Origin of the sequence: Amphritea atlantica (assembly GCA_024397875.1) — a bacterium.
In the GTDB taxonomy this organism is placed as follows: domain Bacteria; phylum Pseudomonadota; class Gammaproteobacteria; order Pseudomonadales; family Balneatricaceae; genus Amphritea; species Amphritea atlantica_B.
This window is the reverse complement of sequence record CP073344.1, coordinates 812,544-834,523: the sequence shown is the minus strand read 5'-3', so window position 1 is coordinate 834,523 and position 21,980 is coordinate 812,544. Positions and strand designations below refer to the sequence as shown.

Annotated in this window: 16 protein-coding genes; 7 read left to right on the top strand and 9 right to left on the bottom strand. The window is 51.9% G+C overall.

Annotated elements, in window-relative coordinates:
• Nucleotides 1–105 precede the first annotated feature (105 nt).
• Together KDX31_03700 and KDX31_03695 are read right to left on the bottom strand one after the other, a co-directional pair.
• Nucleotides 106–495: a DoxX family protein gene (locus KDX31_03700; GenBank protein ID UTW04132.1), complete on the bottom strand. Its 390-nt coding sequence runs from the start codon at nucleotides 493–495 to the stop codon at nucleotides 106–108.
• A 68-nt stretch (nucleotides 496–563) separates the two neighbouring features.
• Nucleotides 564–1,490 carry a LysR family transcriptional regulator gene (locus tag KDX31_03695; protein ID UTW04131.1) on the bottom strand — a complete coding sequence of 309 codons (927 nt, stop codon included), beginning with the start codon at nucleotides 1,488–1,490 and terminating at the stop codon, nucleotides 564–566.
• A 132-nt stretch (nucleotides 1,491–1,622) separates the two neighbouring features.
• Here KDX31_03695 and KDX31_03690 point away from each other — a divergent pair, with 132 nt between their 5' ends.
• Nucleotides 1,623–2,450: a pirin family protein gene (locus tag KDX31_03690; protein ID UTW04130.1), complete on the top strand. Its 828-nt coding sequence runs from the start codon at nucleotides 1,623–1,625 to the stop codon at nucleotides 2,448–2,450.
• A gap of 29 nt (nucleotides 2,451–2,479) precedes the next feature.
• Here KDX31_03690 and KDX31_03685 read toward each other — a convergent pair whose 3' ends face one another.
• On the bottom strand, nucleotides 2,480–4,036 hold the full coding sequence (locus tag KDX31_03685; GenBank protein ID UTW04129.1) for a CDGSH iron-sulfur domain-containing protein: 1,557 nt from the start codon (nucleotides 4,034–4,036) through the stop codon (nucleotides 2,480–2,482).
• Between the two features lie 94 nt (nucleotides 4,037–4,130).
• Complete coding sequence (locus KDX31_03680) at nucleotides 4,131–5,006, bottom strand: sulfite exporter TauE/SafE family protein (protein ID UTW04128.1); 876 nt, start codon at nucleotides 5,004–5,006, stop codon at nucleotides 4,131–4,133.
• Between KDX31_03680 and KDX31_03675 the strand changes: the two genes are divergently transcribed.
• Nucleotides 4,978–5,685 carry a pirin family protein gene (locus KDX31_03675; protein UTW04127.1) on the top strand — a complete coding sequence of 236 codons (708 nt, stop codon included), beginning with the start codon at nucleotides 4,978–4,980 and terminating at the stop codon, nucleotides 5,683–5,685. The genes KDX31_03680 and KDX31_03675 overlap by 29 nt on opposite strands.
• 294 nt (nucleotides 5,686–5,979) lie before the next feature.
• Here the strand turns inward: KDX31_03675 and KDX31_03670 are convergent, their stop codons facing one another.
• Entirely contained in the window at nucleotides 5,980–6,672 is a 693-nt protein-coding gene (locus KDX31_03670; GenBank protein ID UTW04126.1) for a haloacid dehalogenase type II, read from the bottom strand.
• Between the two features lie 567 nt (nucleotides 6,673–7,239).
• On the opposite strand from KDX31_03670, the gene rimK reads away from it, so the two are divergent.
• On the top strand, nucleotides 7,240–8,469 hold the full coding sequence (gene rimK / locus KDX31_03665; protein UTW04125.1) for a 30S ribosomal protein S6--L-glutamate ligase: 1,230 nt from the start codon (nucleotides 7,240–7,242) through the stop codon (nucleotides 8,467–8,469).
• Nucleotides 8,470–8,514: 45 nt separating this feature from the next.
• On the opposite strand, the gene KDX31_03660 is transcribed toward rimK, so the two are convergent.
• The gene (locus KDX31_03660; protein UTW04124.1) at nucleotides 8,515–9,855 is read right to left on the bottom strand and encodes a mechanosensitive ion channel; all 1,341 of its coding nucleotides are present in this window, start codon (nucleotides 9,853–9,855) and stop codon (nucleotides 8,515–8,517) included.
• A gap of 354 nt (nucleotides 9,856–10,209) precedes the next feature.
• Between KDX31_03660 and KDX31_03655 the strand changes: the two genes are divergently transcribed.
• Nucleotides 10,210–11,364: a mechanosensitive ion channel family protein gene (locus KDX31_03655; GenBank protein ID UTW04123.1), complete on the top strand. Its 1,155-nt coding sequence runs from the start codon at nucleotides 10,210–10,212 to the stop codon at nucleotides 11,362–11,364.
• A 10-nt stretch (nucleotides 11,365–11,374) separates the two neighbouring features.
• On the opposite strand, the gene hrpB is transcribed toward KDX31_03655, so the two are convergent.
• From hrpB to KDX31_03640, 3 genes are all read right to left on the bottom strand, one after another.
• Entirely contained in the window at nucleotides 11,375–13,903 is a 2,529-nt protein-coding gene (gene hrpB, locus KDX31_03650; GenBank protein UTW04122.1) for an ATP-dependent helicase HrpB, read from the bottom strand.
• A 193-nt stretch (nucleotides 13,904–14,096) separates the two neighbouring features.
• Entirely contained in the window at nucleotides 14,097–14,945 is an 849-nt protein-coding gene (locus tag KDX31_03645; protein UTW04121.1) for a hypothetical protein, read from the bottom strand.
• Between the two features lie 120 nt (nucleotides 14,946–15,065).
• Nucleotides 15,066–15,470: a phnA protein gene (locus KDX31_03640; protein UTW04120.1), complete on the bottom strand. Its 405-nt coding sequence runs from the start codon at nucleotides 15,468–15,470 to the stop codon at nucleotides 15,066–15,068.
• Nucleotides 15,471–16,069: 599 nt separating this feature from the next.
• Between KDX31_03640 and KDX31_03635 the strand changes: the two genes are divergently transcribed.
• The 3 genes from KDX31_03635 (at nucleotide 16,070) to KDX31_03625 (ending at nucleotide 21,917) form a co-directional block, all read left to right on the top strand.
• Nucleotides 16,070–17,611, top strand: a complete 1,542-nt coding sequence (locus KDX31_03635) for an alanine:cation symporter family protein (GenBank protein ID UTW04119.1) — start codon at nucleotides 16,070–16,072, stop codon at nucleotides 17,609–17,611.
• A gap of 225 nt (nucleotides 17,612–17,836) precedes the next feature.
• Nucleotides 17,837–18,601, top strand: coding sequence for a transporter substrate-binding domain-containing protein (locus tag KDX31_03630; GenBank protein ID UTW04118.1), 765 nt, complete (start codon nucleotides 17,837–17,839; stop codon nucleotides 18,599–18,601).
• A 154-nt stretch (nucleotides 18,602–18,755) separates the two neighbouring features.
• Entirely contained in the window at nucleotides 18,756–21,917 is a 3,162-nt protein-coding gene (locus tag KDX31_03625; protein UTW04117.1) for an AraC family transcriptional regulator ligand-binding domain-containing protein, read from the top strand.
• Nucleotides 21,918–21,980 lie beyond the last annotated feature (63 nt).

Here is a 21,980-nt window from a genome sequence, read left to right as displayed (position 1 = left end):
TGTGGTGTTCTTCACACATAAAGTTTGTGCAGCTGGCTCGGTAAAACGTACCTATTCGAGCCAGGCTTGTTATTCTGATGCCAATAGTAAGTAGCTGGATTACAGTTATTTATCTTTTTTACGCCATGCATCGACACTGTATGCACCCGGGCCATTAGCCACCAGTAGCAGGAAACCGCCGGCGATCGCTATATTTTTCCAGAACATAACAAACTGAGTCTGATCTGCCAGGTTGAAGTGGAATATCAGTGCTGAAGCTATGCTGAATACCGCCAGCCCCAGAGCCGCAAGCCGGGTAAACAATCCGATAACAATAGCCATGCCACCCAGTACCTCAACGGCAATCACGGCGGGTAACAGCGCTCCCGGAACCCCCATACTCTCCATATAGCCGACAGTGCCTTCATAACCACTGATTTTAGACAGGCCCGCCATAATAAAAATAGCGGCCAGACCCAGACGGGCGAGTAGTGAAGCGGATGCTGAAAAGTTCATTGTTAATTCCTCGTGTTGTGTTGCTTGAGTTATGCCTCCATATTAGCTTTCTATTTTTTAAATAAAAATTACTTAATTTCGTACTTTATATTCGAATAATTAGAAACATCATTCTCGCAACAGTGGTGTAGTAACTCGGCAAGCCGCTTAATCCCGGGGCCAACCTGATCGTGCCGGGCATAGTAAAGTTGCAACGTCATGTTCCGGCGTCCCCCCATCTGCAGCGGAACCGGGAGCAAGTCGCCCTGACTCAGCTGCCGGCTGATACGGGTGACCGGTATCCAGGCAAACCCCATCCCCCGACAGATCATCTCTATTGATGTGGAGATATTACTCACCGTCCAGCGTTCATCCGCTTTCAGCCAGCCCGAGTCGGTTTTCTTTTCCAGTGCAGAATCACGGGTGACCAGCTGACGGTAATTCACCAGATCATCAATCTGCAGTGGCTGAGTATCATTATAGGATCTAAACAACGGATGATCAGGCGAGGCCACCGCAATAAAGTCGACGGTAAACAACGGCTCTGCCATAAAGTGAGACACCCCCGAACCGGCAATGGCCAGATCCACCTGCCCTTTGTTAAGTGCTTCGGCAGCACCGGAAAGCACGGTCTCATAGAGTTGGATGCGGGTATTTGGATATTCATTGGAAAACTGTTCCAGCACCGTGCCGATATACTCCGGAGGAAACGTCTGGTCCACCGCTATCGAAATTTCAGGTTCCACGCCAGCATTCAGGCTGACGGCCAGCGAATCGATATTAGCGGCGGATTCCAGCAGATGCTCTGCCCTTTGCAATAATAACCGCCCGGCATCCGTCAGGTGCGCTTTGCGACCTTTGACCTCCAGCAACTTAACATCCAGCATCAGCTCCATTTTCTGAATCGCATGATGGATACTCGACTGACTCTTATGTACAACGCCGGCGGCATGGGCAAAACCACCGTGCTCAACAACCGCTTTTAGCATGCGCCACTGCTCAAGTGTTACCTTCACTCTGCAATTCCTTTCTAAAAAATAGAATATATAGCTCTATTTATACCGATTTTCATTCCCAAATAAAGGACTATTATGTGGCCATGTCAAATCAGAAACGGCTTAGATCGATTCAGCCAAAGGAGACGCGTTATGACGATTCAAATCATTCAAAGCCACCCATCATCCGATGGTGCCGGCGTGAAAATACAGCGGGTTCATGGCTTTCGCGATAACGGCCTCGACCCTTTTCTGATGCTGGATGAAATACTCTCAGATGACCCCAATGATTATGGCTCCGGCTTTCCTGCGCACCCTCACCGGGGCATCGAAACTCTGACCTATATCCGCCATGGTGGATTTGAGCATCAGGACCACATGGGTAATAAAGGCGGAGTACAGAGCGGTGAAGCGCAATGGATGTCCGCCGGACGGGGCATTATTCACTCCGAAATGCCTTTGCAGAAAGATGGCCTGATGCACGGTTTTCAGCTATGGCTCAACCTGCCCGCCAGTCAGAAGATGAAAAACGCGGACTGGAAAGATATCGGCCGTGATCAGTTGCCCTGGCACCCGCTGAACAGCGCCGAAGTTAAAGTGATCGGCGGCGAAATCACCCTGGACGACCAGCAATTCAACGGCCCTCTGCAGCAACTACCCGGTCATGCAGCAGTGGCAGACCTCTGTCTCAAAGCCGATGCCAATATCCGTATTGCAAACCCGGCAGGCCGGACACTGCTGCTCTATGTTTACGAAGGGGAAGTCACCCTGAATGGCAAAACGCTGACGACCCGGCAGATGGCCAAAATTACCGAGCCGGGCGCTTTGCAGATCGCATCAGCCAACGGTGCCGGAAGCCTGCTGCTGAGTGGCGAGCCCCTGAAGGAACCGGTGGCTCATTACGGTCCCTTTGTAATGAACACCCAGGCTGAGATCAATCAGGCGATCCGCGATTATCAGCAGGGTACTCTGACCGATTAACATCGCAGCCAAATAGCCTCCCCCCTCATTCAGAGGGGGACAACACCTGAATAGGTGATCCCCGAGAGATAGGCTAACTCGCGATTCCAGGTCGCCAGATCCCCCATATCGAATTGTTTCAGATGATTATGGCCACAGGCACGGGCCATTACCTGCATCAGATGCACCGAGCCGGTGAGAAAGTTCGCCAGCTGAACGGCTGACGTTTCCACATTCAAGCGCTGCCGCAGGTCAGCCTTCTGGGTGGCGATGCCCGCCGGGCAGTTATTGGTGTTACAGATCCGCGCAGCAACACAGCCAATTGACTGCATCGCACTGTTCGCCAGCGCGATACCGTCGGCCCCCAGCGCCAGGGCTTTAACAAAATCCGTGGGCACCCGCAGCCCTCCGGTAATAATCAGTGTCACCCGACCGGTAGCACCGTTGGTGTTAAGACAACGACGCGCCCGGGCCAGCGCCGGGATGGTGGGCACGCTGATATGATCCCTGAACATCTGTGGCGCAGCACCGGTACCGCCGCCGCGGCCATCGAGGATGATATAATCCGCCCCGGCTTTCAGTGCAAACTCAATATCCCGCTCTATATGGTTGGCACTGAGCTTAAAACCTATCGGGATTCCGCCACTGAGCTCCCGGACCCGGTCAGCGAAGTAGCTGAAATCGGCCACGCTGTGAAGGTCGGTAAAGGTAGCCGGTGACACCGCATCCTCGCCCTCAGGAATGCCCCGCACCTGTGAAATCTTACCCACATTTTTACTGCCTGGCAGATGTCCCCCGGTACCGGTTTTAGCCCCCTGCCCTCCTTTAAAATGGAATGCCTGAACCTGCTCCAGCAGCGCTTCCCGATAACCAAACTTCGCACTGGCCAGCTCATAGAAGTAGCGGGAGTTGGCCTGCTGTTCCTCCGGCAACATACCGCCCTCTCCGGAACAGATACCGGTACCCGCCAGTTCGGCTCCTTTTGCCAGTGCGGTTTTTGCCTCTTCAGACAGCGCCCCGAAGCTCATATCGGAGACCAACAACGGGATATCGAGTTGCAGCGGTTTTTTCGCTTCAGGGCCAATCACCAGAGAGGTTTCCACCGTCACATCGTCCAGCAGCGGCTTCCGGGCCAGTTGAGCCGCCATGATCTGGATATCATCCCAGGCGGGCAACAAATTCCGGGGCACCCCCATCGCCGTCATAGGACCGTGGGAACCCATCCCTTTGATCCCCTCGCGGGCCAGTTGGTGAATAAATTCTACGGTGGACTCCGCTGCGGTATTCACCGCCACGGGTGCCTTATTAGCTGATGCGCCAGCAGAAGCAACAGGCCCCGGTCCCTCGCGCCCCACAGCGGCGGCATCAAACTGCTTATGAGTGCCGTCGCAGTAAGGAGGGCTGCCGGTATGTTTACAGACGCAGAGCCACGCCTCGCCACTGCTCTCGGCCCTGAATGCTTTGGGCGTCAGCCCGGTGCCTTCATGCGAACCATCGCAGAAGGGTTGCTTAGAAGAACGGCCGCAGGCACAGAAATGATACTCCTGCCCCTCAATCAGCTCGACTTTAGCGGGTTTATTATCCGCCACCAAAGGTTTTGCAGACATGACTCACTCCTGAGAGTCTAACGATGAGTAAAGCCTAGCAGCCATTTTATAAAAAGAGCTAAAAATGCCTTTGGAGTGGTCTTAAAGAAAGCGCTCAGATGGCATCGAAAATCAGCTTAACGCCGACGATCAGCAGCATAATCAGGATAATCCGGTAGAACAGCTGATCATCCAGTTTATTATGAATAACCAACCCTAAGCGGATGCCGATCCAGGCCACCGGCGCCAGCACCAGCCCCACCAGCAGATTGTCGGTATTGATCTGTCCCAGGGCGCCATAAGCGACCAGTTTGACCAGATTTACAATCGCCAGAAAGACCACCGCCGTGCCGAGAAACTCCGCCCGGGGCAGTTTCATGGGGATCAGATAGAAATTCATCGGCGGTCCGCCCGCATGGGCGATAAAACTGGTGAACCCCGCCAGGGTACTGGAGATATACCCCACCACCGGCGAACCGCCCCGGCCTAACTTTGAACCATTCAGCAGCCCCCAGAACGCAAATCCAACCGACAGAATCCCCAGCAAAAGGCGCAAGATATCATCATCCAGATAGCCAAACAGCAGATAGCCGATAAAGATACCCAGCACCGCCCCCGGCACCATAATCTTTAACAGGTCGGTTCGTTTACTGCGCCACCAGGCCCGGACGCTGAAGAAATCCATCAGAATCAACAACGGCAACATAATAGCCGCCGCCTGAACCGGACCAATATAGAGCGACATCAGTGGTACGCTGATCACGCCGACACCACCGGCAAAGCCTGACTTCGATATGCCGGTAAACAACACGCCAATGCCGGCTAACAGCCAGAATGCCCAACTGAACGACAGGATAAGATCCACTGAATTCCCTCCAGAAAAACAATATCTTACCCTGATAAACCAACAGGTAAAACTGATCGCCGTATTTACAGCCTGTCGCTGACAGGGTAAAACAGTAATGAACAGTTTCGACTTGCGAACCTCCATGATAAGAATAAAACGTGCTTCAGACCGGGGATATGCCCATTTCGGCTGGCTGGAATCCCGCCATGCCTTCTCTTTCGGCAGTTATTTCGACCCAGAGTGGATGGGCATTTCAGAACTGCGGGTCGCGAATGAAGATCTGTTGCACCCGGGTGCGGCCATTGATCCCAGCAAACACCAGGATATGGAGATCATCTCCGTTATTCTGGACGGTAAAAATCTGCATACGGATTCACTGGGAAGCCGAAAACTACTGCAAGGCCGCAGTTTGCAACTACTCAGCACCGGAACAGGCACGGAGTTCACCGAACAGAATGCCTCCCTGGAAAACAATCTGAGAATGCTGCAGTTCTGGATCATACCCGGGAAGACCGGCAGCCAGCCACGCTATCAGTCACGCCAACTCCTCAGTCGGGAGGGTGTACAACTGATTGTCTCACCCGATGGCCGGGATGATTCGCTGCAAATTGATCAGGATGTCGAGATGTATCAGTTCCGACTGCAGCACACCAGTTACGGTCTGCCGACTGCCGCTCATGGCTTTCTGTTCCTCTTCAGAGGGGAGCTGGAGGTCAATGGAAGCCTGCTACAAGCGGGAGACGCAATGCTGTTTGAAGATGAGCCGCTGATCTCACTGCGGGGTATCAGCAGAGCGGAAGGGTTTTATTTCACCCTCCCCTGAATCCGCCTGCCTGTTACCGTGTAATAAACTCTGAAAAAGTCTGCTCAGACTGTCAGATTAATAGATTACAGTGTTTAAAAAACACCCCTTTATAACAAAACGTTCCAAACAAACCCGCCTCAGAGTGCCCAAAACAGGGGGGTGTCATAAAAACTTTACCAACTTTATGTTGCATCGCACAAAAAATTCGCTATATTTAAATGGCACTTTGCTTTTTGAGCCACTAATTTTGGCTTACTTAGACCCGGCGCCCGCCGGGTCCTTTTTTTCCGCATCGCACAAAAAACAACCAGTTTATGACTCAATAATGTTATTTATACTGAACTCTTCTGCCAGAGACTGCAGTGAAGTGACGCTTTTATCCGGCTGAACATCCCAGAAATCAAACACAGCAGCCGGGCTGCGCTGAATCCACGCAGCATTCAGACCCGCATGCTTTGCACCGATGACATCCCAACTATTACTGGAGATCAGCCAGGTATTGCCAGACTGACTTCCGCAGCGTTTTAACAGGTGCAGGTAGACCGCCGGATCGGGTTTATAACGCTGAATTTCATCAACACTGATAACATCATCCAGTAACTCAAGCACTGCGGCATTTCCCAACAACGCTTTCACTTTATCGGCCGGGCCGTTTGAGAAAGCCACGCAGCAATGTCCCTGGGCACGCAGTGACTGAATTGCGGGGATAACATCAGCGTAGGCTTCCAGTTGCTGGTATTGAGCCATCAGAAACGCTTGTTGCTCAGCGGTCAGTACAAGGTCGGTTACTTTAAGGGCATATGCCAGTGCCTGCTGAGTACATACGTTAAATGGCTCGTAACGGCCCATCAGGCCACGCCGGAATGCATACTCAACCTGTTTTTCCCGCCACAGCTTCGACAATGAATCGGCTTTATCCCCCACCATCATCTGCAGATGCTGACTCATTTCAAGGGGGTCTACCAGTGTGCCATACACATCAAAAGCAAAAGTCTGACTACGCATATCGGATCTCCAGCCGGTGAGTCGATCCGGAAAACAGTTCTGAACCGGGCTCAAACAAGTCTATCGGATAACAATAGTATGGCTTGATAGCCAGAGCAACACAGCCACACAACTGGACATCCACGGACGGGTAAAAAAGTAAAAAACTGAGGCTTTAAACGGGACTGAATCAGACGATTGAACAACTGATTAAAAAAGAAAGCCCCGCGCTAGCGGGGCTACATGTGGCATGCGAAGTACTTTCTTCTGTATCTTGTTCATCCCAACTTATTGGGACTCTATATTCTCTGCCTTAGCAGAGTAATTTCATCATAGTACAGAATTGCCGTTTCGAACTTGAAAGTTTTTTATAGCATATCAGGCTTATTTGCAGTTTTTTCGCTTGATCCCGCCGGCAGGCAAGGCCGCCTGCGGGGTATCCGGCCACGGATCAACTCAGGCTTACGGCAGCAGTACCTCAGACAGCAGCCAATCGTTACTCAGTAGCTATACTTATATTTCCGACTCTCATCAATGTCAGATCAAAACACGCTACTGAATCAGGGTAAAACCACGGAGGTTTTCGCAATGAAACTCGCTATTCTATCCTGCGGTCCGACGTCCTACAGCACCATGAGGCTCAAAGAAGCAGCGCTTCAGCGGGGACATAACGTCAAGGTACTGAACACCCTTAAGTTTGCCATCGACCTTCAGAAAGGTGTGCCCAGTCTATTCTATCGACAAAAGGAATTGAGCACTTATGATGCCGCCCTACCCCGTATTGGCGCATCAATCACCTATTATGGCACCGCGGTGGTCAGGCAATTCCAGGAAATGGACGTATTTTGTGCCAATACTGCCCATGGTATTGCCAACTCAAGGGATAAGTTACGCAGCTTACAGATATTAAGCCGTCATCATATTGGTATCCCCCGTACAACCTTTGTCAGGGACAAAAAAGATGTCCTCCCTGCAATTGCACGCGTGGGCGGCGCACCGGTCATTATCAAGCTGATTGAAGGGACTCAGGGCATAGGTGTGTTACTGGCAGAATCCATAAAAGCCGCTGAATCTATTATTGAGCTGCTGCAGAGCCAAAAGCAAAATGTACTGATTCAGAAATTCGTCGCTGAAAGTAAGGGCAGGGATATACGCGCGTTTGTTGTAGGAGACCGGGTGGTTGCCGCCATGCGCCGGGTAGCCCAGGGGCAGGAGTTTCGCAGTAATGTTCACCGGGGCGGTGTCGCTGAAGCCGTTGAACTCAGCCCTGAATATGCAGAAACAGCGGTCCGTGCTGCTCAGATACTGGGATTACAAGTGGCCGGTGTCGATATGCTGGAGGGGAAAACTGGTCCGCAAATCATGGAAGTTAACTCGTCACCGGGTCTGGAGGGGATAGAAACCTGCACCGGATTAGATATTGCGGGGGCCGTCATCGAGTATATTGCCGCACAGGTAGACTTCCCTGAAATTGATGTAAGGCAACGCCTGACGGTTAGTAAAGGCTATGGTGTAAGTGAGATCTACCTTCCTGAAGGCTCTAAATTTGAGGGAATGACGATTGCCGAGACACAGCTTCGCGACCAGGATATCAATGTGCTGACGCTTTACCGTGACGCCAAAGTTATCCCCAACCCGAAAGAATCCCGCGTGCTGGAAGCCAACGATAAGCTGCTCTGTTTCGGTAAACTGGAATCCATGCGGGGTATGATCCCGGAAAAAACACGTCGAAGACGCCGGCCTAGCATTGCCGACCTGCCCCCGGAGATACCCACAGAGGCGTTATCAGATGATTCAGAAGACGCTGACGATCAATAATCAATACCGGGTTCTAGATTCATAGCTTGTGAATTGGCGCAGGGGCTATTCAGGTTTCTGCGCTTCAGCTTGCTTTGCCGCTGCACTTCCCGGATCAATAATACGCACATCGCGTTGAGGAAAGGGAATCTCAATACCATTGTTCTGTAGCGTTTCGAGAATAATCAATAGCAGATCGCCGCCGACCCGGTTTTTGCCATCATCGACGCCTTCCATCCAGAACTCAACAAACATATTGATGCCGGAATCACCGAAGCTATCGATTTCACAATCGGGCCTTTCTTCTATCGGATATGCTTCGCCACTCAACACCTGCGGATGGCTCGCGACGGCGTCTTTAATCAGCTCGACCATGCTTCTGACATTGGTGCTATAGGCCACTGAAAAGTCAACGCGATATCGCTGTTTGGTATTCTTGTGCGACCAGTTGGTGAAGCAGTTGGTGATAAACTTTTCATTAGGCACCACGATATCTTTACCATCGTAGGTTTCTAATGTGGTCGAACGCATATTCAGCTCAGTCACAAAGCCGGTTCGGCCATCGTCCAGCTCGATATAATCGCCAATCGATACGGACCGGTCGATAAGAATAATAACGCCCGATACAAAGTTTGACGCAATGGCTTGTAGTCCAAAGCCAAGCCCCACACCCACAGCACCACCGAAAACAGCCAGCGCGGTGAGGTTTATCCCCATTAGCTGCAGCAACAATAACAAGATCGCAAAAAATATCAGGATCTCAAACAGCTTGGCAAAAATTTCCCGGGTCTTGAAATCAAATGATTGCTGCTGGCGAATAATAGCCTGCCCTGTTGAGCTCGAAATGCGTCCCAGCCAGAATAGCAGCGAGCCAAAGATCAGGGTGCGTAAAATGCCGTAGGCCGACAGCTTGATACCACCCAGCTCAATCGATACCGATTCAAGCACGCTGGTAATATCATCAAGCACACCGATAGCATAAAAGAACACAATCGGCATACCAATCCAGCGAAACGCTTTAGCAGCAATCGTATTGGTAATCAGCAGATTAATAAACGAGTTGAAAAACAACAAAATGGCGATGGTCAGGGCGGTCTGCATGACCCAGCCATGTTCCAGCACGGACTGACTGAACTCCAGAGAGATTTTCAGTAAGGTAATGGCAAAAATCGGAAAGAGTAATTTACCGCTGCGGTATATCAGTCTTGAAATGGGCGAGTCCTGCAGTGACTCTGGTGGTTTATTCAGCAGCCCAACAAATCCGCGAATGCGTCCCGCAAAAACGTATGCCACGAAGTATATCGCGATAATAATACCGATCTGGCTATAGGTTTCTATATCAGTAAACGCGGCGATACTGCGTACAGTTACTTCATCAAGTATTTTTGAAATAGATTCAATATTCATAATACCTTCTGAACGGTAATTGAGTATTCAGTTTTCAAGCACCTTATCGTTGCACTTTGAGTCATCCGTATAATCAGGATATCTCAATTACGCAGAAACTCCATGACACAGAAACCCAATAACTCAGAAACCCGATAACTCAGAAGCTAAGTTATGTCGGACTATACTTATTTTGTTGGTATACAGCTAAGCATTTTTTTAGTACACATGACATATTCCACCAACACCGGTGAGCGGGAAAAATCCCTTAATCTATAGCACGGTGTTGAGTGGCAGGTTCCGGGATACAGATGCTACAGTTAATACTGTTCTGACCAGGAAGAGCGATTGGGATTTGTCATTGGAGAATTGTAAATGGCTGCAGCGGACATTCAGAACTCAGATTCAAGCAGTCAGTCGCCGCCTCAGGAACTGATTATTGACAGAATTCCAGACTTAAAAGATCTGCTGCCCGATGCCCTTCAACCTTACTGGGCGGCTATTGAACAATATCCGCTGATCGGCGCACTGCTGATTGTATTAGCCTCGTTCCTTGTGTCCTTCTTCTTCCGTGCAATACTCATCCGCAGTCTGCAAAATTTCAATGTTTCATCACTGAGCTTTGCCGAAGATAAAATTATCCGCCACCTGCGCAAACCATTATTTACCACCATCCTGTTTCTCGGTTTTACGCTCGCTGCACAGATCGCGAATATGGGTGTAATGACCGATATTCTGGTGAATGTATCGGTCTCGGTCATCGTCGCCAGCTGGATGCGGGCAGCGTTTCATCTAAGCACGACTATCCTGGAATCACTGGGCAACAGTCACGACAGGATCCCGGTTATCGAGCCTCAGACGGTCCCGATTCTCAATTTATCGGTCCGGTTGATTGTGATTTTATTAGGCAGTTATTGCCTGCTGATAATCTGGGGTATTAATCCACTCGGCTGGCTGGCCTCAGCCGGTATAGTCGGCATCGCCGTTGGTTTCGCCGCCAAGGATACACTGGCCAACCTATTCTCTGGGTTCTTCATTCTTGTCGATGCGCCCTATAAAGTTGGCGACTATGTCAATCTCGATAGCGGCGAACGGGGCCGGGTTACACACATTGGATTGCGCAGCACACGCTTGATGAGTCGTGATGATATTGAGATCACTTTACCCAATGCGGTCATCGCCAACGCTAAGATAGTCAATGAAAGCGGTGGGACTAACTCTAATATCCGGATAGCGATAGCAGTCAGCGTCGCCTACGGATCCGACGCCGATAAAGTCTGTGAGATATTACAATCAATCGGCAACGAACATGAGGGGTTTTGTGAAGAACCTGAGCCGCGTGTGCGTTTGCGGGCCTTCGGTGCTTCAGGTCTGGATTTTGAATTGTTGGGCTGGATACAAAAGCCTGAAGACCGGGGCAGAATCCGACATGAGCTGTTGCTTGATATATACAAGCAGTTTGCTGTTGCAGGTATTGAGATTCCCTATACCAAAACAGATGTCTACATTAAGGAGTTCCCTAAAGGCTGACCCCACGGCTTTACTCATTACGCTTCTTACGTTTAATCCCGTCGGAGGGCAAGGCCTCCTGCGGGTTATCCGGCCACTGATGTTTTGGATAACGCCCCTTCATATCCTTCTGAACCTCGCGATAGCTGTTGGCCCAGAAGCTGGCCAGATCCTGCGTTACCGCCAGAGGCCTGCGGGCCGGCGAGAGCAGGTGTATTTTCACCGCTACGCCATAACCGATAACCGGGGTATCCGTTGACCCCAGCATCTCCTGAAGCTTCACCGCAAGCACCGGCGGAAACTCACTGTAATCAATCGCTGCGCTGTGCCCTGAAGGCAGCTTCAGGCGGGTCGGCGCAAGCTTCTCTAACTCATTCGGCAGTGGCCATGGCAACAACCCCTGCAGTATTCCCGCCAGATCAAGGCGGGCAAAATGGTTGATATGATTTACCGGATCAAGCCAGGGCTGTAACCAGGTCTCCAGCGTGTCCAGCAGCGCCTGATCAGACAGATCCGGCCAGCCCGCCTTATCCGGCTGTGTTTGATGGAGAAACATGACCCTCTGACGCCAGCGCTGAATCTCCTTGTTCCAGGGAAGAATCTGTAACCCCTGCTTGCGAATCATCTGTATCAGCGCCAGGTTTTTCTCTGCCAGAGGAATCTCCTCCAGCTCCTGACGACTCAACACCAACACCCCAATCCGGCGCTGCAGCTCACAGCACATACGTTCCTGCCGGCGATCCCAGTCCACCACTTTATGCTGCTGCACCAGTCCTGACAGTTCACTCGCAAATAGCGTTTCCGGCAATGCCATCGCCAGAAACACCCGGTCGGCGCTCTGTCCCTGCATACCGCCGCAATTCGCCACCGCCAGCCAGCGCTGTTTTGCCAGCGGATCAGTCTCGGCCAGCCGCACCGCCCGGCCACCACTGAGCTGATAATCGCCGCCCCCCTCCCGGCGTTGTGAGGCGATCCGGTCCGGATAGGCCTGCGCGATCAGCATCGCACTCAGGGCTGATTCTGACAGAGCCACAGCACACTGACTAAGCTCACCCAGATGGCGGTTGCACAGCCGGTAAAACTGCTGACTGAGCTGACGAATACGCTGCAGAATCCCTTTCTGGCTGGCAGCGCAGACGATGTCCCCTTTAAGCCAGCTGAGACGACGCTCAAAATCAGCATCACCGCTGAGTGGATCCCGTTCACTCAGCAGTGCGGCAATATCGCAGGCCAGCTTGCCACAACCGCACTGCCAGCCCACCAGTAACAGGTGAGCAAGCCTTGGGTGCAATGGTAACTGCGCCATCTTCGCGCCCGCATCGGTCAGTTGCAGACCCGTCGCGGTGGTCTGCAATGCTCCCAGTCGCAGCAACAGATCCCGCCCCTGATTCAATGCCGCTTCCGGTGGCTGATTAAGCCAGCGAAGCTCGGCAGGGTCTTCCACTCCCCAGCGCGCCATCTGCAGCGCCAGCGAGGTCAGATCGGTAGCAAGAATTTCCGGCGTCGTATGAGCCGCCAGCTGTTCCTGCTGGCTCTCCGACCAGAGCCGGTAACAGCAGCCCGGCTCCATCCGTCCTGCCCGGCCCGCTCGCTGGATACTGGCGGCTCGCGACACTCTGCAGGTATGTAACCGGGTCATGCCACTGGCCGGATCAAGCCGGGCTTCACGACTCAGCCCTGCATCGATCACCACCCGGATCCCTTCAATGGTCAAACTGGTTTCAGCAATATTCGTGGCCAGCACCACCTTGCGCTGTCCCGCTGGCGCCGGCGCTATCGCCTGCTGCTGAGCCTGAATACTCAGATCCCCGTAAAGGGGTGCCAGCATAACGCTATCGGACACCTGTCCGCGCAGGGCATTCATTACACCGCGAATCTCTTTCTGTCCGGGCAGAAATACCAGCAGGCTTCCGGTTTCATCTTCCAGTGCCTGTTGTACCGCCCGTGCAACCTGCTGATCCAGGCGCTGATCACGCCCCGGCGCTCCCAGATAACGGATATCAACCGGAAACATCCGTCCTTTACTGCTGACCAGCGGGGCCTGAGGCAGCAACTGCTCTATCACCCGCTTATCCAGGGTGGCTGACATCAGCAGCAACTTCAGCGGCTGATCCTCACGGAACAGCTCGCGCCCCTGCAGTGCCAGCGCCAGACCAAAATCGGCGTCCAGACTTCGCTCATGAAACTCATCGAAAATCACCAGGCCATACGCTTCAAGACTGGGATCATCCTGCAACATGCGGGTCAGAATACCTTCGGTTACCACTTCGATGCGGGTATCCGCACTGACTTTTGAGTCCATCCGCACCCGGTAACCCACCGTTTTGCCGACTGGCTCTCCCAACTGCTCTGCCATCCACGTGGCAGCCATCCGGGCAGCCAGACGCCGTGGCTCAAGCATCAGGATCTTTTGTCCACTCAGTTCAGGATGCGACAGCAGTTCAAGCGGCACCAGAGTGGTTTTACCCGCGCCAGGCGGGGCCTCAAGCACCACATCGTCATATTGACTCAATGCAGCACGAAGCTGATCCAGGACGTCCGATACGGGAAGAGTGCTCATGGGCGAAGTTAATCCGGTGAAAAACAGAGAGCGTATTCTAACAGGCTGAAGCAGAATTACGGCCAAAAAACGGCATGTAACGATGGCCGGTTGCCGGCAGAAGTAAAAGTTACACCGTTGCGTCAATCGAATCAGCATTGACGAAGGTTATATCTGCAACATCGTTCAGCCCCCGACGTGACTCGCGAGCCCCTTAATGGTCATCATCTGACTCATTGCCCTGCTCATACTGCATGCCTGACACCAGCGCTCTCAGCCGTTCCAGGTTATCCTCAATTGAGTGCTGTTGAGTTTCGCTGGCGGCGGTAAAGCGCACATCATGCTGCACCAGATTATCAAACAGATCCAGGGTAAAACCGGCTGCATTACTCAGCCGCTGATCAGTGCGACTGATCTGATGCTGCAATTGCTCCCAGAACGGTTCAATACTACGCGGCGAAACGGCGGAAGCGTCTTCCGCCATCGACCGGATCTCTCGATACGTTTCAATAGCACGATACTCTACCGACTGCTTCATGGAGATATCCGCCTCTGCCAGCTGCGCTGAATCAAGCGCGAGATCTCCGGCCTGCTGCATCGCTGCCTGCAGATTGCCATTGAAGAAATTACTCGCCATTGAGGATAGGTCCTGCACAAGCGTCACGATCGCATCGATCTCTTCAATATCCAGATCGCCTGTAACGCCAAAGCCAAACTCGCTGCTTTGATCCTTGTCGATACGGTAATGCTGCTTTTCCGGCCCATTGCCACTACGCTGGGCAAAATCCGATTGATAGCGGGTCTCGCTGCGAAAGGTGATCTCAACCTGATCACCCTCCTTCGTTGTCACACTGATCGTAAAGCTATCGTTCAGGCTAAAGCGTTCAGATGACGAGTAAGACTGGAGGGCCGGTGCGGCAGAAGTCGAACGGCTCTGACCGGAGTCATCGGTTGCAGAACGATCCGGGGCAGCACTGTCCGGCAGACTATGACCCGGATGCCCGGTCTGCTGGCTGAGTCCGGGAGGAAACACAAAAGGAGATAAGCTGAAAAAGTTAAACATCACAGGCCCCGGTTTTAGTATTCACCTAACCTGTTATCGCCTGCCTGTGGCTTATCTCAAATGAAAAAAAATCATAATACAAACGTTTGAATATGAATCGGCCTCTATATCGCACCGAGGTTAAAAAAGTTCAACCTCTTCTGACCATGCTCGCTCCTCCTCATCCATGTACACCTGTTCCAGCAACTCTCCGGCCCAGGCTTCCTGCTTCGCCAAATGTTGCAGCATCGCCACCGAGATCACCTTAACCGGTGTCACAGAGCTCCACATTGAGTTGGCCAGAAAGCGCCAGTAGGTAGCATCGATCGTTTTTGGCCGATCCAGCTGCCCCTCACAGGTCTCACAGATCATAATACAGTGATCGTAATCAGGCTCGGCCTCAATGGGCGGCACTTCATAGACCACCAACTTAACCCCATGGTCTTCACACAGCTCGCATTTAGAACCGCAACGGCGCACCAGATCCTTGCCAAACTGTGACAAACCATGATGTCTTTCCTGATGTTTCGCATGGCCTTTTGACATAGGAGTATTCCTTGTAAATCAGATAAATATAACTGTGTATAACAATAGGCTTAAAGCAGAAAAAAGTTAAGCCATCAGATGATATATCTACCCATAGCAGCGTTGAAATGAGCGCTAGCGGCGATCACAAGCGATCCGACCAGCCCTACTGGCACAGAAGGAGGCAAACAAGGCACGGAAGGATATTCCCCGAATGAGGCATTCACTCTAAAGTCCCCCCCACTGTTGATAAATGAAAACACAGCCCACTTTAAACCTCTGCCGCCAGATTATTCATCAGGCGACACAGAGGGGCAACCGGGTTGCGTCATAGTCTTATCTTCTGAGCTGATTTTCTGGTTAATCCGTCACGACTGCGAAATGCCCGGATAGCATTTCATCAACCGTTATCTGACGTGGCAACCAGTAACAGGGCTGTTAGCAGCAACCATTTAATAATTCCCGGGTTCTTGAAATGGAGCTCTGAAAATGGAGTTCTGGGAATGGTGATCTGACAACCCAACGACAGTAAGCATCCACCTTCGTGAGATGGATATCTGTAGCAAAACAATAATTCTAACTTTCGTGCTCAGCACGTTGCTTTCCGGAGACACTTACACATGCAAGAATTTGTCGATTTTACAAACGGCATTATCTGGAGCCCCGCTCTGATCTATCTCTGCCTTGGGGCAGGTCTTTTCTACTCAATTCTGACCCGCTTTGTACAAGTACGAATGTTCCGTGAAATGTGGATTCTGCTTTTCTCGGGCAGAGCCTCTGAAAAAGGGATCTCATCCTTCCAGGCGCTGGCAGTTTCACTGTCCGGACGCGTAGGTACCGGTAATATTGCAGGCGTTGCCGCCGCGATCGGTTTTGGTGGTCCAGGGGCCGTTTTCTGGATGTGGGTCGTCGCCTTCCTCGGTGCCGCCACTGCATACACTGAATCCACCCTGGCACAGATCTACAAAGAGGAGCATGAGGGGCAATACCGCGGTGGCCCGGCCTTCTACTTTGAGAAAGCAATGGGGCAAAAATGGTTTGCCTGGATCTTTGCTATCGCCACCATTCTGGCGTGCGGCATCTGTCTGCCAGGCGTTCAGGCAAACAGTATCGGTAACGCCGTTGAAGCCACATTCGGTTCCGGCGCGATGATTGAAACCACCATGGGCACGCTGAGCTTCGCTAAGATTCTCACCGGTACTGTTGTGGTCCTGACTCTGGGCTTCATTATCTTTGGCGGTGTAAAACGTATCGCCAGCTTCACCCAGATCGTTGTGCCTTTCATGGCCCTGGCTTACATCATCATCGCCGGCGTTATCGTACTGCTCAACATCGATATGCTGCCCAGCGTTATCGGTATGATTTTCGAAGATGCCTTTACTCCGATGGCCGGCATGGGTGCAGCGATCGGCTGGGGTGTAAAACGGGGGGTTTACTCCAACGAAGCAGGTCAGGGAACAGGTCCGCATGCGGCAGCAGCGGCATCTGTTGAGCACCCTGCTCAGCAGGGTCTGGTACAGGCATTCTCGGTATACATCGATACGCTGTTCGTCTGTTCAGCTACCGCGTTTATGATCCTGATTACCGGTGCATATAATGTACATGGGGTTGGCGATACATTCCTGGTGCAGAATCTGGGAGCCGATATTGCGGCGAACGGCCCGCTGTTTACTCAACAGGCGATTGAAAAAGTGCTGCCTGGCCTTGGCAACCCATTTGTCGCCTTTGCACTGTTCTTTTTCTCCTTTACCACGATTCTGGCGTATTACTACATCGCCGAAACCAACATCGCCTATATCCAGCGTACAATCAAAATCCCGGGCATGATCGGTGCTCTTAAGCTGGTATTGATGGCGGCTACCTTCTACGGTGCGGTTAAAACTGCCAACCTGGCATGGGGGCTGGGTGATATCGGTGTTGGCCTGATGGCATGGCTGAACATTGCCGGTATTCTGATCATCTTCTTTATGTCTAAACCGGCTCTGAAAGCGCTCAGAGATTATGAAGCACAGCACAAGGCAGGCGTTGAAAACTATACCTTTAACCCGCTGAAACTGGGCATCAAAAATGCCACTTTCTGGGAAAAACGTTACAACAAACGTACTGCGGCACCGAAGAAAGAAACTGAAACTGAAACTGAAAAAGAAACTGAACTGGTTTAATACCGTTCTAACTCATCAGATTCAGCTAAGCTGATCAGAAAAGCCCGCCCTGGTAACACGGCGGGCTTTTTTATACCCGGACTACGGCAATCCTCTATCGAAACTCACATCGGAACCGCAAAGATTCAAAAACCACCAGACTAGGTTAAAATAGTTTTCTGGTAGGCCAAAGATTATTCAGAACAGCCCTTAACCCTGAGCCGTTAATAGTGTGATAAAAACTCAATGTCGATAACAACCCATATTAAGATTTCAGCGCTGGCACTTCTGTTGCTGCTCTTAAGCAACACGGCAACCGCAGCCTGTCAAACCAACTTCCTGGTGGGCTGGCTGAACTGGAAGCCTTACCAGAGATGGGAAAATGGCAAAGTCACCGGGATGGATATCGAACTTCTTGAAGCAATTATGCAGACCGCCGGCTGCAGCTATGAGCTTACAAAAGTCCCCTGGGAACGGACGATGCGCTATATTAAGTCCGGTGATCTGGACTTGGCGCTCGGTGCCTCAAAAACAGCAGAACGATCAGAATGGGCCTATTTCTCAGAACCTTACCGAAGGGAGATCATGGCTATTTTTGTACGCAGCAATGAGTATGAAAAGTGGAATGCGGCACAAAACTTTGAACAACTGGCCGACTTGCATCCACGTATTATGGCGTTACGCGGAGCCTACTACGGCAGCACCTGGAATCAGATAAAGGATCGCTTTTTTGTACACCAGCTTAATCAGTACAAGCAATTAATCAAAATGCTTGAAGTACAGCGTACCGACGTTGTATTAACCGATCTCTATAACGGTAAAGTGTTAGTCAAAGAACTCGGAATTGAAGAAGAAATAACAACTCTGGACTGGAATGCCAGCGATGATGAGATCCACATGATATTCAGTCAGGCAACCGTTAATCCAACCGATATCGAACTGATCAATGACGCTATTCGTAAACTGCGCGAAACCGGCAAACTGAATGAGATCATCAATCGCTACCACTAACCCCTCTTAGCGCAGCCTACTGCCGGCTTCATCAGCACACTTCTCTACTTCGCTCAAAAAACGGCACGAAAAGACATACAGCTGAACAACTGTATGTTATTCTCGCATTTAATAAAAAAAATCAGCCACATCCTTCCATGCCAATATTGTTTTCATGACGGTAACCACTGCATCAACCAAACTACTGGAACCGGTATTACAACTGGCCCAGCACTACAGACTGGATCAGACTGAGATTCTGCAGAGCGCCTCACTGACCCAGGAAGAATTCTCTATACCCGGGGCGCGCTTTCCGACTGCCGCGTATGGCCAGATACTACAGACCCTGGCACACGCCACTGACAACCCCCGCGTTGCACTGAACCTCGGCGAAGCCACCCAACCCCGAATGCTCGGGTCTATCGGTTTTCTGATGTCTACCGCAGCAACGCTGGGTAAAGCCTATCAGGCACTTATCGATTATCTGCCCCTGCTGCTTGAAGGGGCGATGATTCAGATGGAGCAGACCGCTGAGGGAACCCTGCTCACGTTTGAACTGAACGAGCCTGAGCTGCACTCCGTTGAATACCTCCTCGCCTGCCTGATCAACTGGCCCCGCTGGTTAACCGGCCATCAGATACCTGTACGTATGGTCCATCTGACGTTTTCGAAGCCGGAAAACCTGCTCCCCTACCAACAATTCTTTGCTGCTGAGGTGCAGTTTGAGGCCCCCAGAAACCAGCTGTTACTGGCCAGTGATTACCTGTCGCTAGGCTGTCTCGATGCCAATCCGGAGATGCATCAACTGCACCGGGAATTTGCCGACTCGCTGTTAAGTAAATCAGCTCAACAGAGCGCCCTGACGGCGCAAACCCGCAACCTGATCAGGCGTCAGCTGGCAGAGGGTAAAGGCTGTATCCGCCGGGAACAGATTGCGGAATCGGTCGGACTCAGCCTCAGGACTCTGCAACGTAAACTGGGTCACCTGGGGACTAACTTTCAGGATATTTATGACCAGACCCGCCGGGATGTCTGTCTGCAACTGATTCAGCGCGGCCAGTTAAGTTTTGGTGAAATAGCTTTCCAGTTAGGCTTTTCTAACCAGTCGGCATTTCAAAAAGCATTTAAACGCTGGATGGGCGTCGCCCCCAGCCAATACCGGCAACAGATTAAGCCCGTCGCATTTATTGACGCCTCATCTGGCGCCCGCCACCCGGACAGCCATAGCAGCTGGCTGCAGGAGAGTAGCAGCCGCCGGCGGATCAATGAAATTGAAAAGCGTATCGACAAACTCAACAACTTTACCCTTGAACTGTTGGAGTGGGCGGTTCTACTGGGTGAACAGTTCAACCTGACAGAACTGGGCGAGATCACCAACAACCCGGTCGCGCGCCTGGCAATACACCTCTGGCCCGCCGAGCAACTTGGACTGATCGATATCGGTCACAGTGCTAAGATCCGCGCAGCACATCATACCGCTGAAAGCTTATCCCATATGGCAGAACAAGAGGCTGCCGGTCAGCAGACCCTTTGCTGTTTTTGTCATACAGAGATCCGTAGCGCCATTTACCAGCGGCTCAGTGAAACCGAAAAATGCTCACTGCATCAGCATTGCGGCACGGTGATGCTAAAGCGTCTGCCGGCAACATATACACTGGATCAGATCACCCCGGTGCTGTTACACCTGAACCGGGCATTTCAGCACAGCGACACGCAGCAGCACAAACGGCTACGGCAACTCAACATTCACGCCGCCGGACTCGCTCAGCGAGCACAATGCTTTGGCAGTGCCAGTCGCTACCTGTCTAACGCCTACCGGCTGTTGAAACCTAACCAGGTTACCCAAAAGAATAAACTGCTGCTGCAGCGGGCTAAATTACACCTGTTAGCAGGAGAGGTTGACTCCGCCGACCAGTGTCTGCAGCAACTGCCCACGGGCAACATCGCGCCACTGGACAGCATTAACGCGGCGCTGATTACCGCCGAAATATGTTTGCACCGAAACCAGCAGGCGCTGGCGTTAAACCACCTGCTGGAACATCTGGCATTACTGATTGATTCAGCACTGCCCGAAACGGACAACCAACAGCTGTTACTCTTGTTAGCACTGCACGCAGAGATCAGCACACTGACAGATGAACAACAGATACCTCAGCTAGCACCACTAACGTCACCTGAAGCGTTGCTTCGGTTACAACTGTTGGAAAAAATCAGCCTGATCGCACGTCAACAGAGTAAGCCTCTGCTGGCCGCCTGCGCCATCGGACAGATGACAAAGCTCAGCCTGCAACAGGGCCGCACCCACCTGACCCCCTTTGCGTTTGTCAGTTATGCCTGGGTCGCCAGTTGGTTCTGTGGCGACTATCCGCTGGCACAGATATTCTCAGTTCAGGGAATGCAACTGGCAAACCAGTTTGGCGGGCTACTGTCGCAGGATACAGATGCGTCGCAGCGTGACACCGATCAGCAACCGGATATCGCCACTAACGCGGCACTGTTGCAGTGCAGTCAGGTGCAGCACTGGTTCACCCCCCTGCACAGCGCCAGAGAACAGATCCAACACGTCGCATCGCTGTCTGAAAAGCATGGCCAGTGGCTAATACAGAGCGAGAGCCGTCTGCTGCAACACCAACTGTCGCTGTTAACGACAACTGCGCTGGATGAGCAACTGTCGCTGTGTCGTCAGCATCACCAGGAGATGCTTGATCGGCAGCAATCCCATCAGGCAGCCCGCCTGCAGCAATCATCCCTGCTACTGATGGAACAGCTGCGTGGCGAAAAGCCCCTGCCAGAGCGGGTTGAATATCAGCATGGCTGGCAGGCTATCAGCTCGATCATGGCGGCCTTTCTGCTCAACCAACAACACCTCTGGCCTGAGTTATATAGCTGGGAAGCAGCGCTGGAAAATGAGCTGGCCGGGTATTTTTGTGTCACGGAAGCCCTGTTTTGTACTGCCATGATGCGACTCATTCTGGCACAGCCGCAACAGTTGCTGGTGCATCGCCGCCGTCTGGAAGTTGATCAGATTGAGTCCCGCTTCGAACTCTGGGCAAAGCACTGTCCGGAAAATTTTAAAACACAGCTTCTGCTGCTGCAGGCTGAAAAAGCCCGTCTGCTTAACCAGCCTGCCGCACCGCTGTATGAACAGGCCATTGTCAGTGCAGAACAGCACGGTTTCAGTCATCACCCGGCGCTCTGTTATGAACGCTATGGCGATTTTTTACAATCGCAGCAACAGCTTTGTCTGGCGCGCTTTTGCCTGCATAAAAGCCAAGATCTTTATACCCAGTGGGGGGCCAGCGCAAAAGCCCTGCAGTTTGACCAAGTACTGAGTTAATCGATTATCGCGGCCCTGATAACAAAAAGAAATAAACGACGGACACACTTTAGTTATGAAATT

Coding starts and splice junctions, on each gene's coding strand:
- KDX31_03635 (UTW04119.1), top strand. CDS start 16,070: ATGCAAGAATTTGTCGATTTTACAAACGGCATTATCTGGAGCCCCGCT.
- KDX31_03700 (UTW04132.1), bottom strand. CDS start 495: ATGAACTTTTCAGCATCCGCTTCACTACTCGCCCGTCTGGGTCTGGCC.
- KDX31_03640 (UTW04120.1), bottom strand. CDS start 15,470: ATGTCAAAAGGCCATGCGAAACATCAGGAAAGACATCATGGTTTGTCA.
- KDX31_03685 (UTW04129.1), bottom strand. CDS start 4,036: ATGTCTGCAAAACCTTTGGTGGCGGATAATAAACCCGCTAAAGTCGAG.
- KDX31_03655 (UTW04123.1), top strand. CDS start 10,210: ATGGCTGCAGCGGACATTCAGAACTCAGATTCAAGCAGTCAGTCGCCG.
- KDX31_03680 (UTW04128.1), bottom strand. CDS start 5,006: ATGGAGGTTCGCAAGTCGAAACTGTTCATTACTGTTTTACCCTGTCAG.
- KDX31_03645 (UTW04121.1), bottom strand. CDS start 14,945: ATGTTTAACTTTTTCAGCTTATCTCCTTTTGTGTTTCCTCCCGGACTC.
- rimK (UTW04125.1), top strand. CDS start 7,240: ATGAAACTCGCTATTCTATCCTGCGGTCCGACGTCCTACAGCACCATG.
- KDX31_03675 (UTW04127.1), top strand. CDS start 4,978: ATGAACAGTTTCGACTTGCGAACCTCCATGATAAGAATAAAACGTGCT.
- hrpB (UTW04122.1), bottom strand. CDS start 13,903: ATGAGCACTCTTCCCGTATCGGACGTCCTGGATCAGCTTCGTGCTGCA.
- KDX31_03630 (UTW04118.1), top strand. CDS start 17,837: ATGTCGATAACAACCCATATTAAGATTTCAGCGCTGGCACTTCTGTTG.
- KDX31_03660 (UTW04124.1), bottom strand. CDS start 9,855: ATGAATATTGAATCTATTTCAAAAATACTTGATGAAGTAACTGTACGC.
- KDX31_03625 (UTW04117.1), top strand. CDS start 18,756: ATGACGGTAACCACTGCATCAACCAAACTACTGGAACCGGTATTACAA.
- KDX31_03690 (UTW04130.1), top strand. CDS start 1,623: ATGACGATTCAAATCATTCAAAGCCACCCATCATCCGATGGTGCCGGC.
- KDX31_03670 (UTW04126.1), bottom strand. CDS start 6,672: ATGCGTAGTCAGACTTTTGCTTTTGATGTGTATGGCACACTGGTAGAC.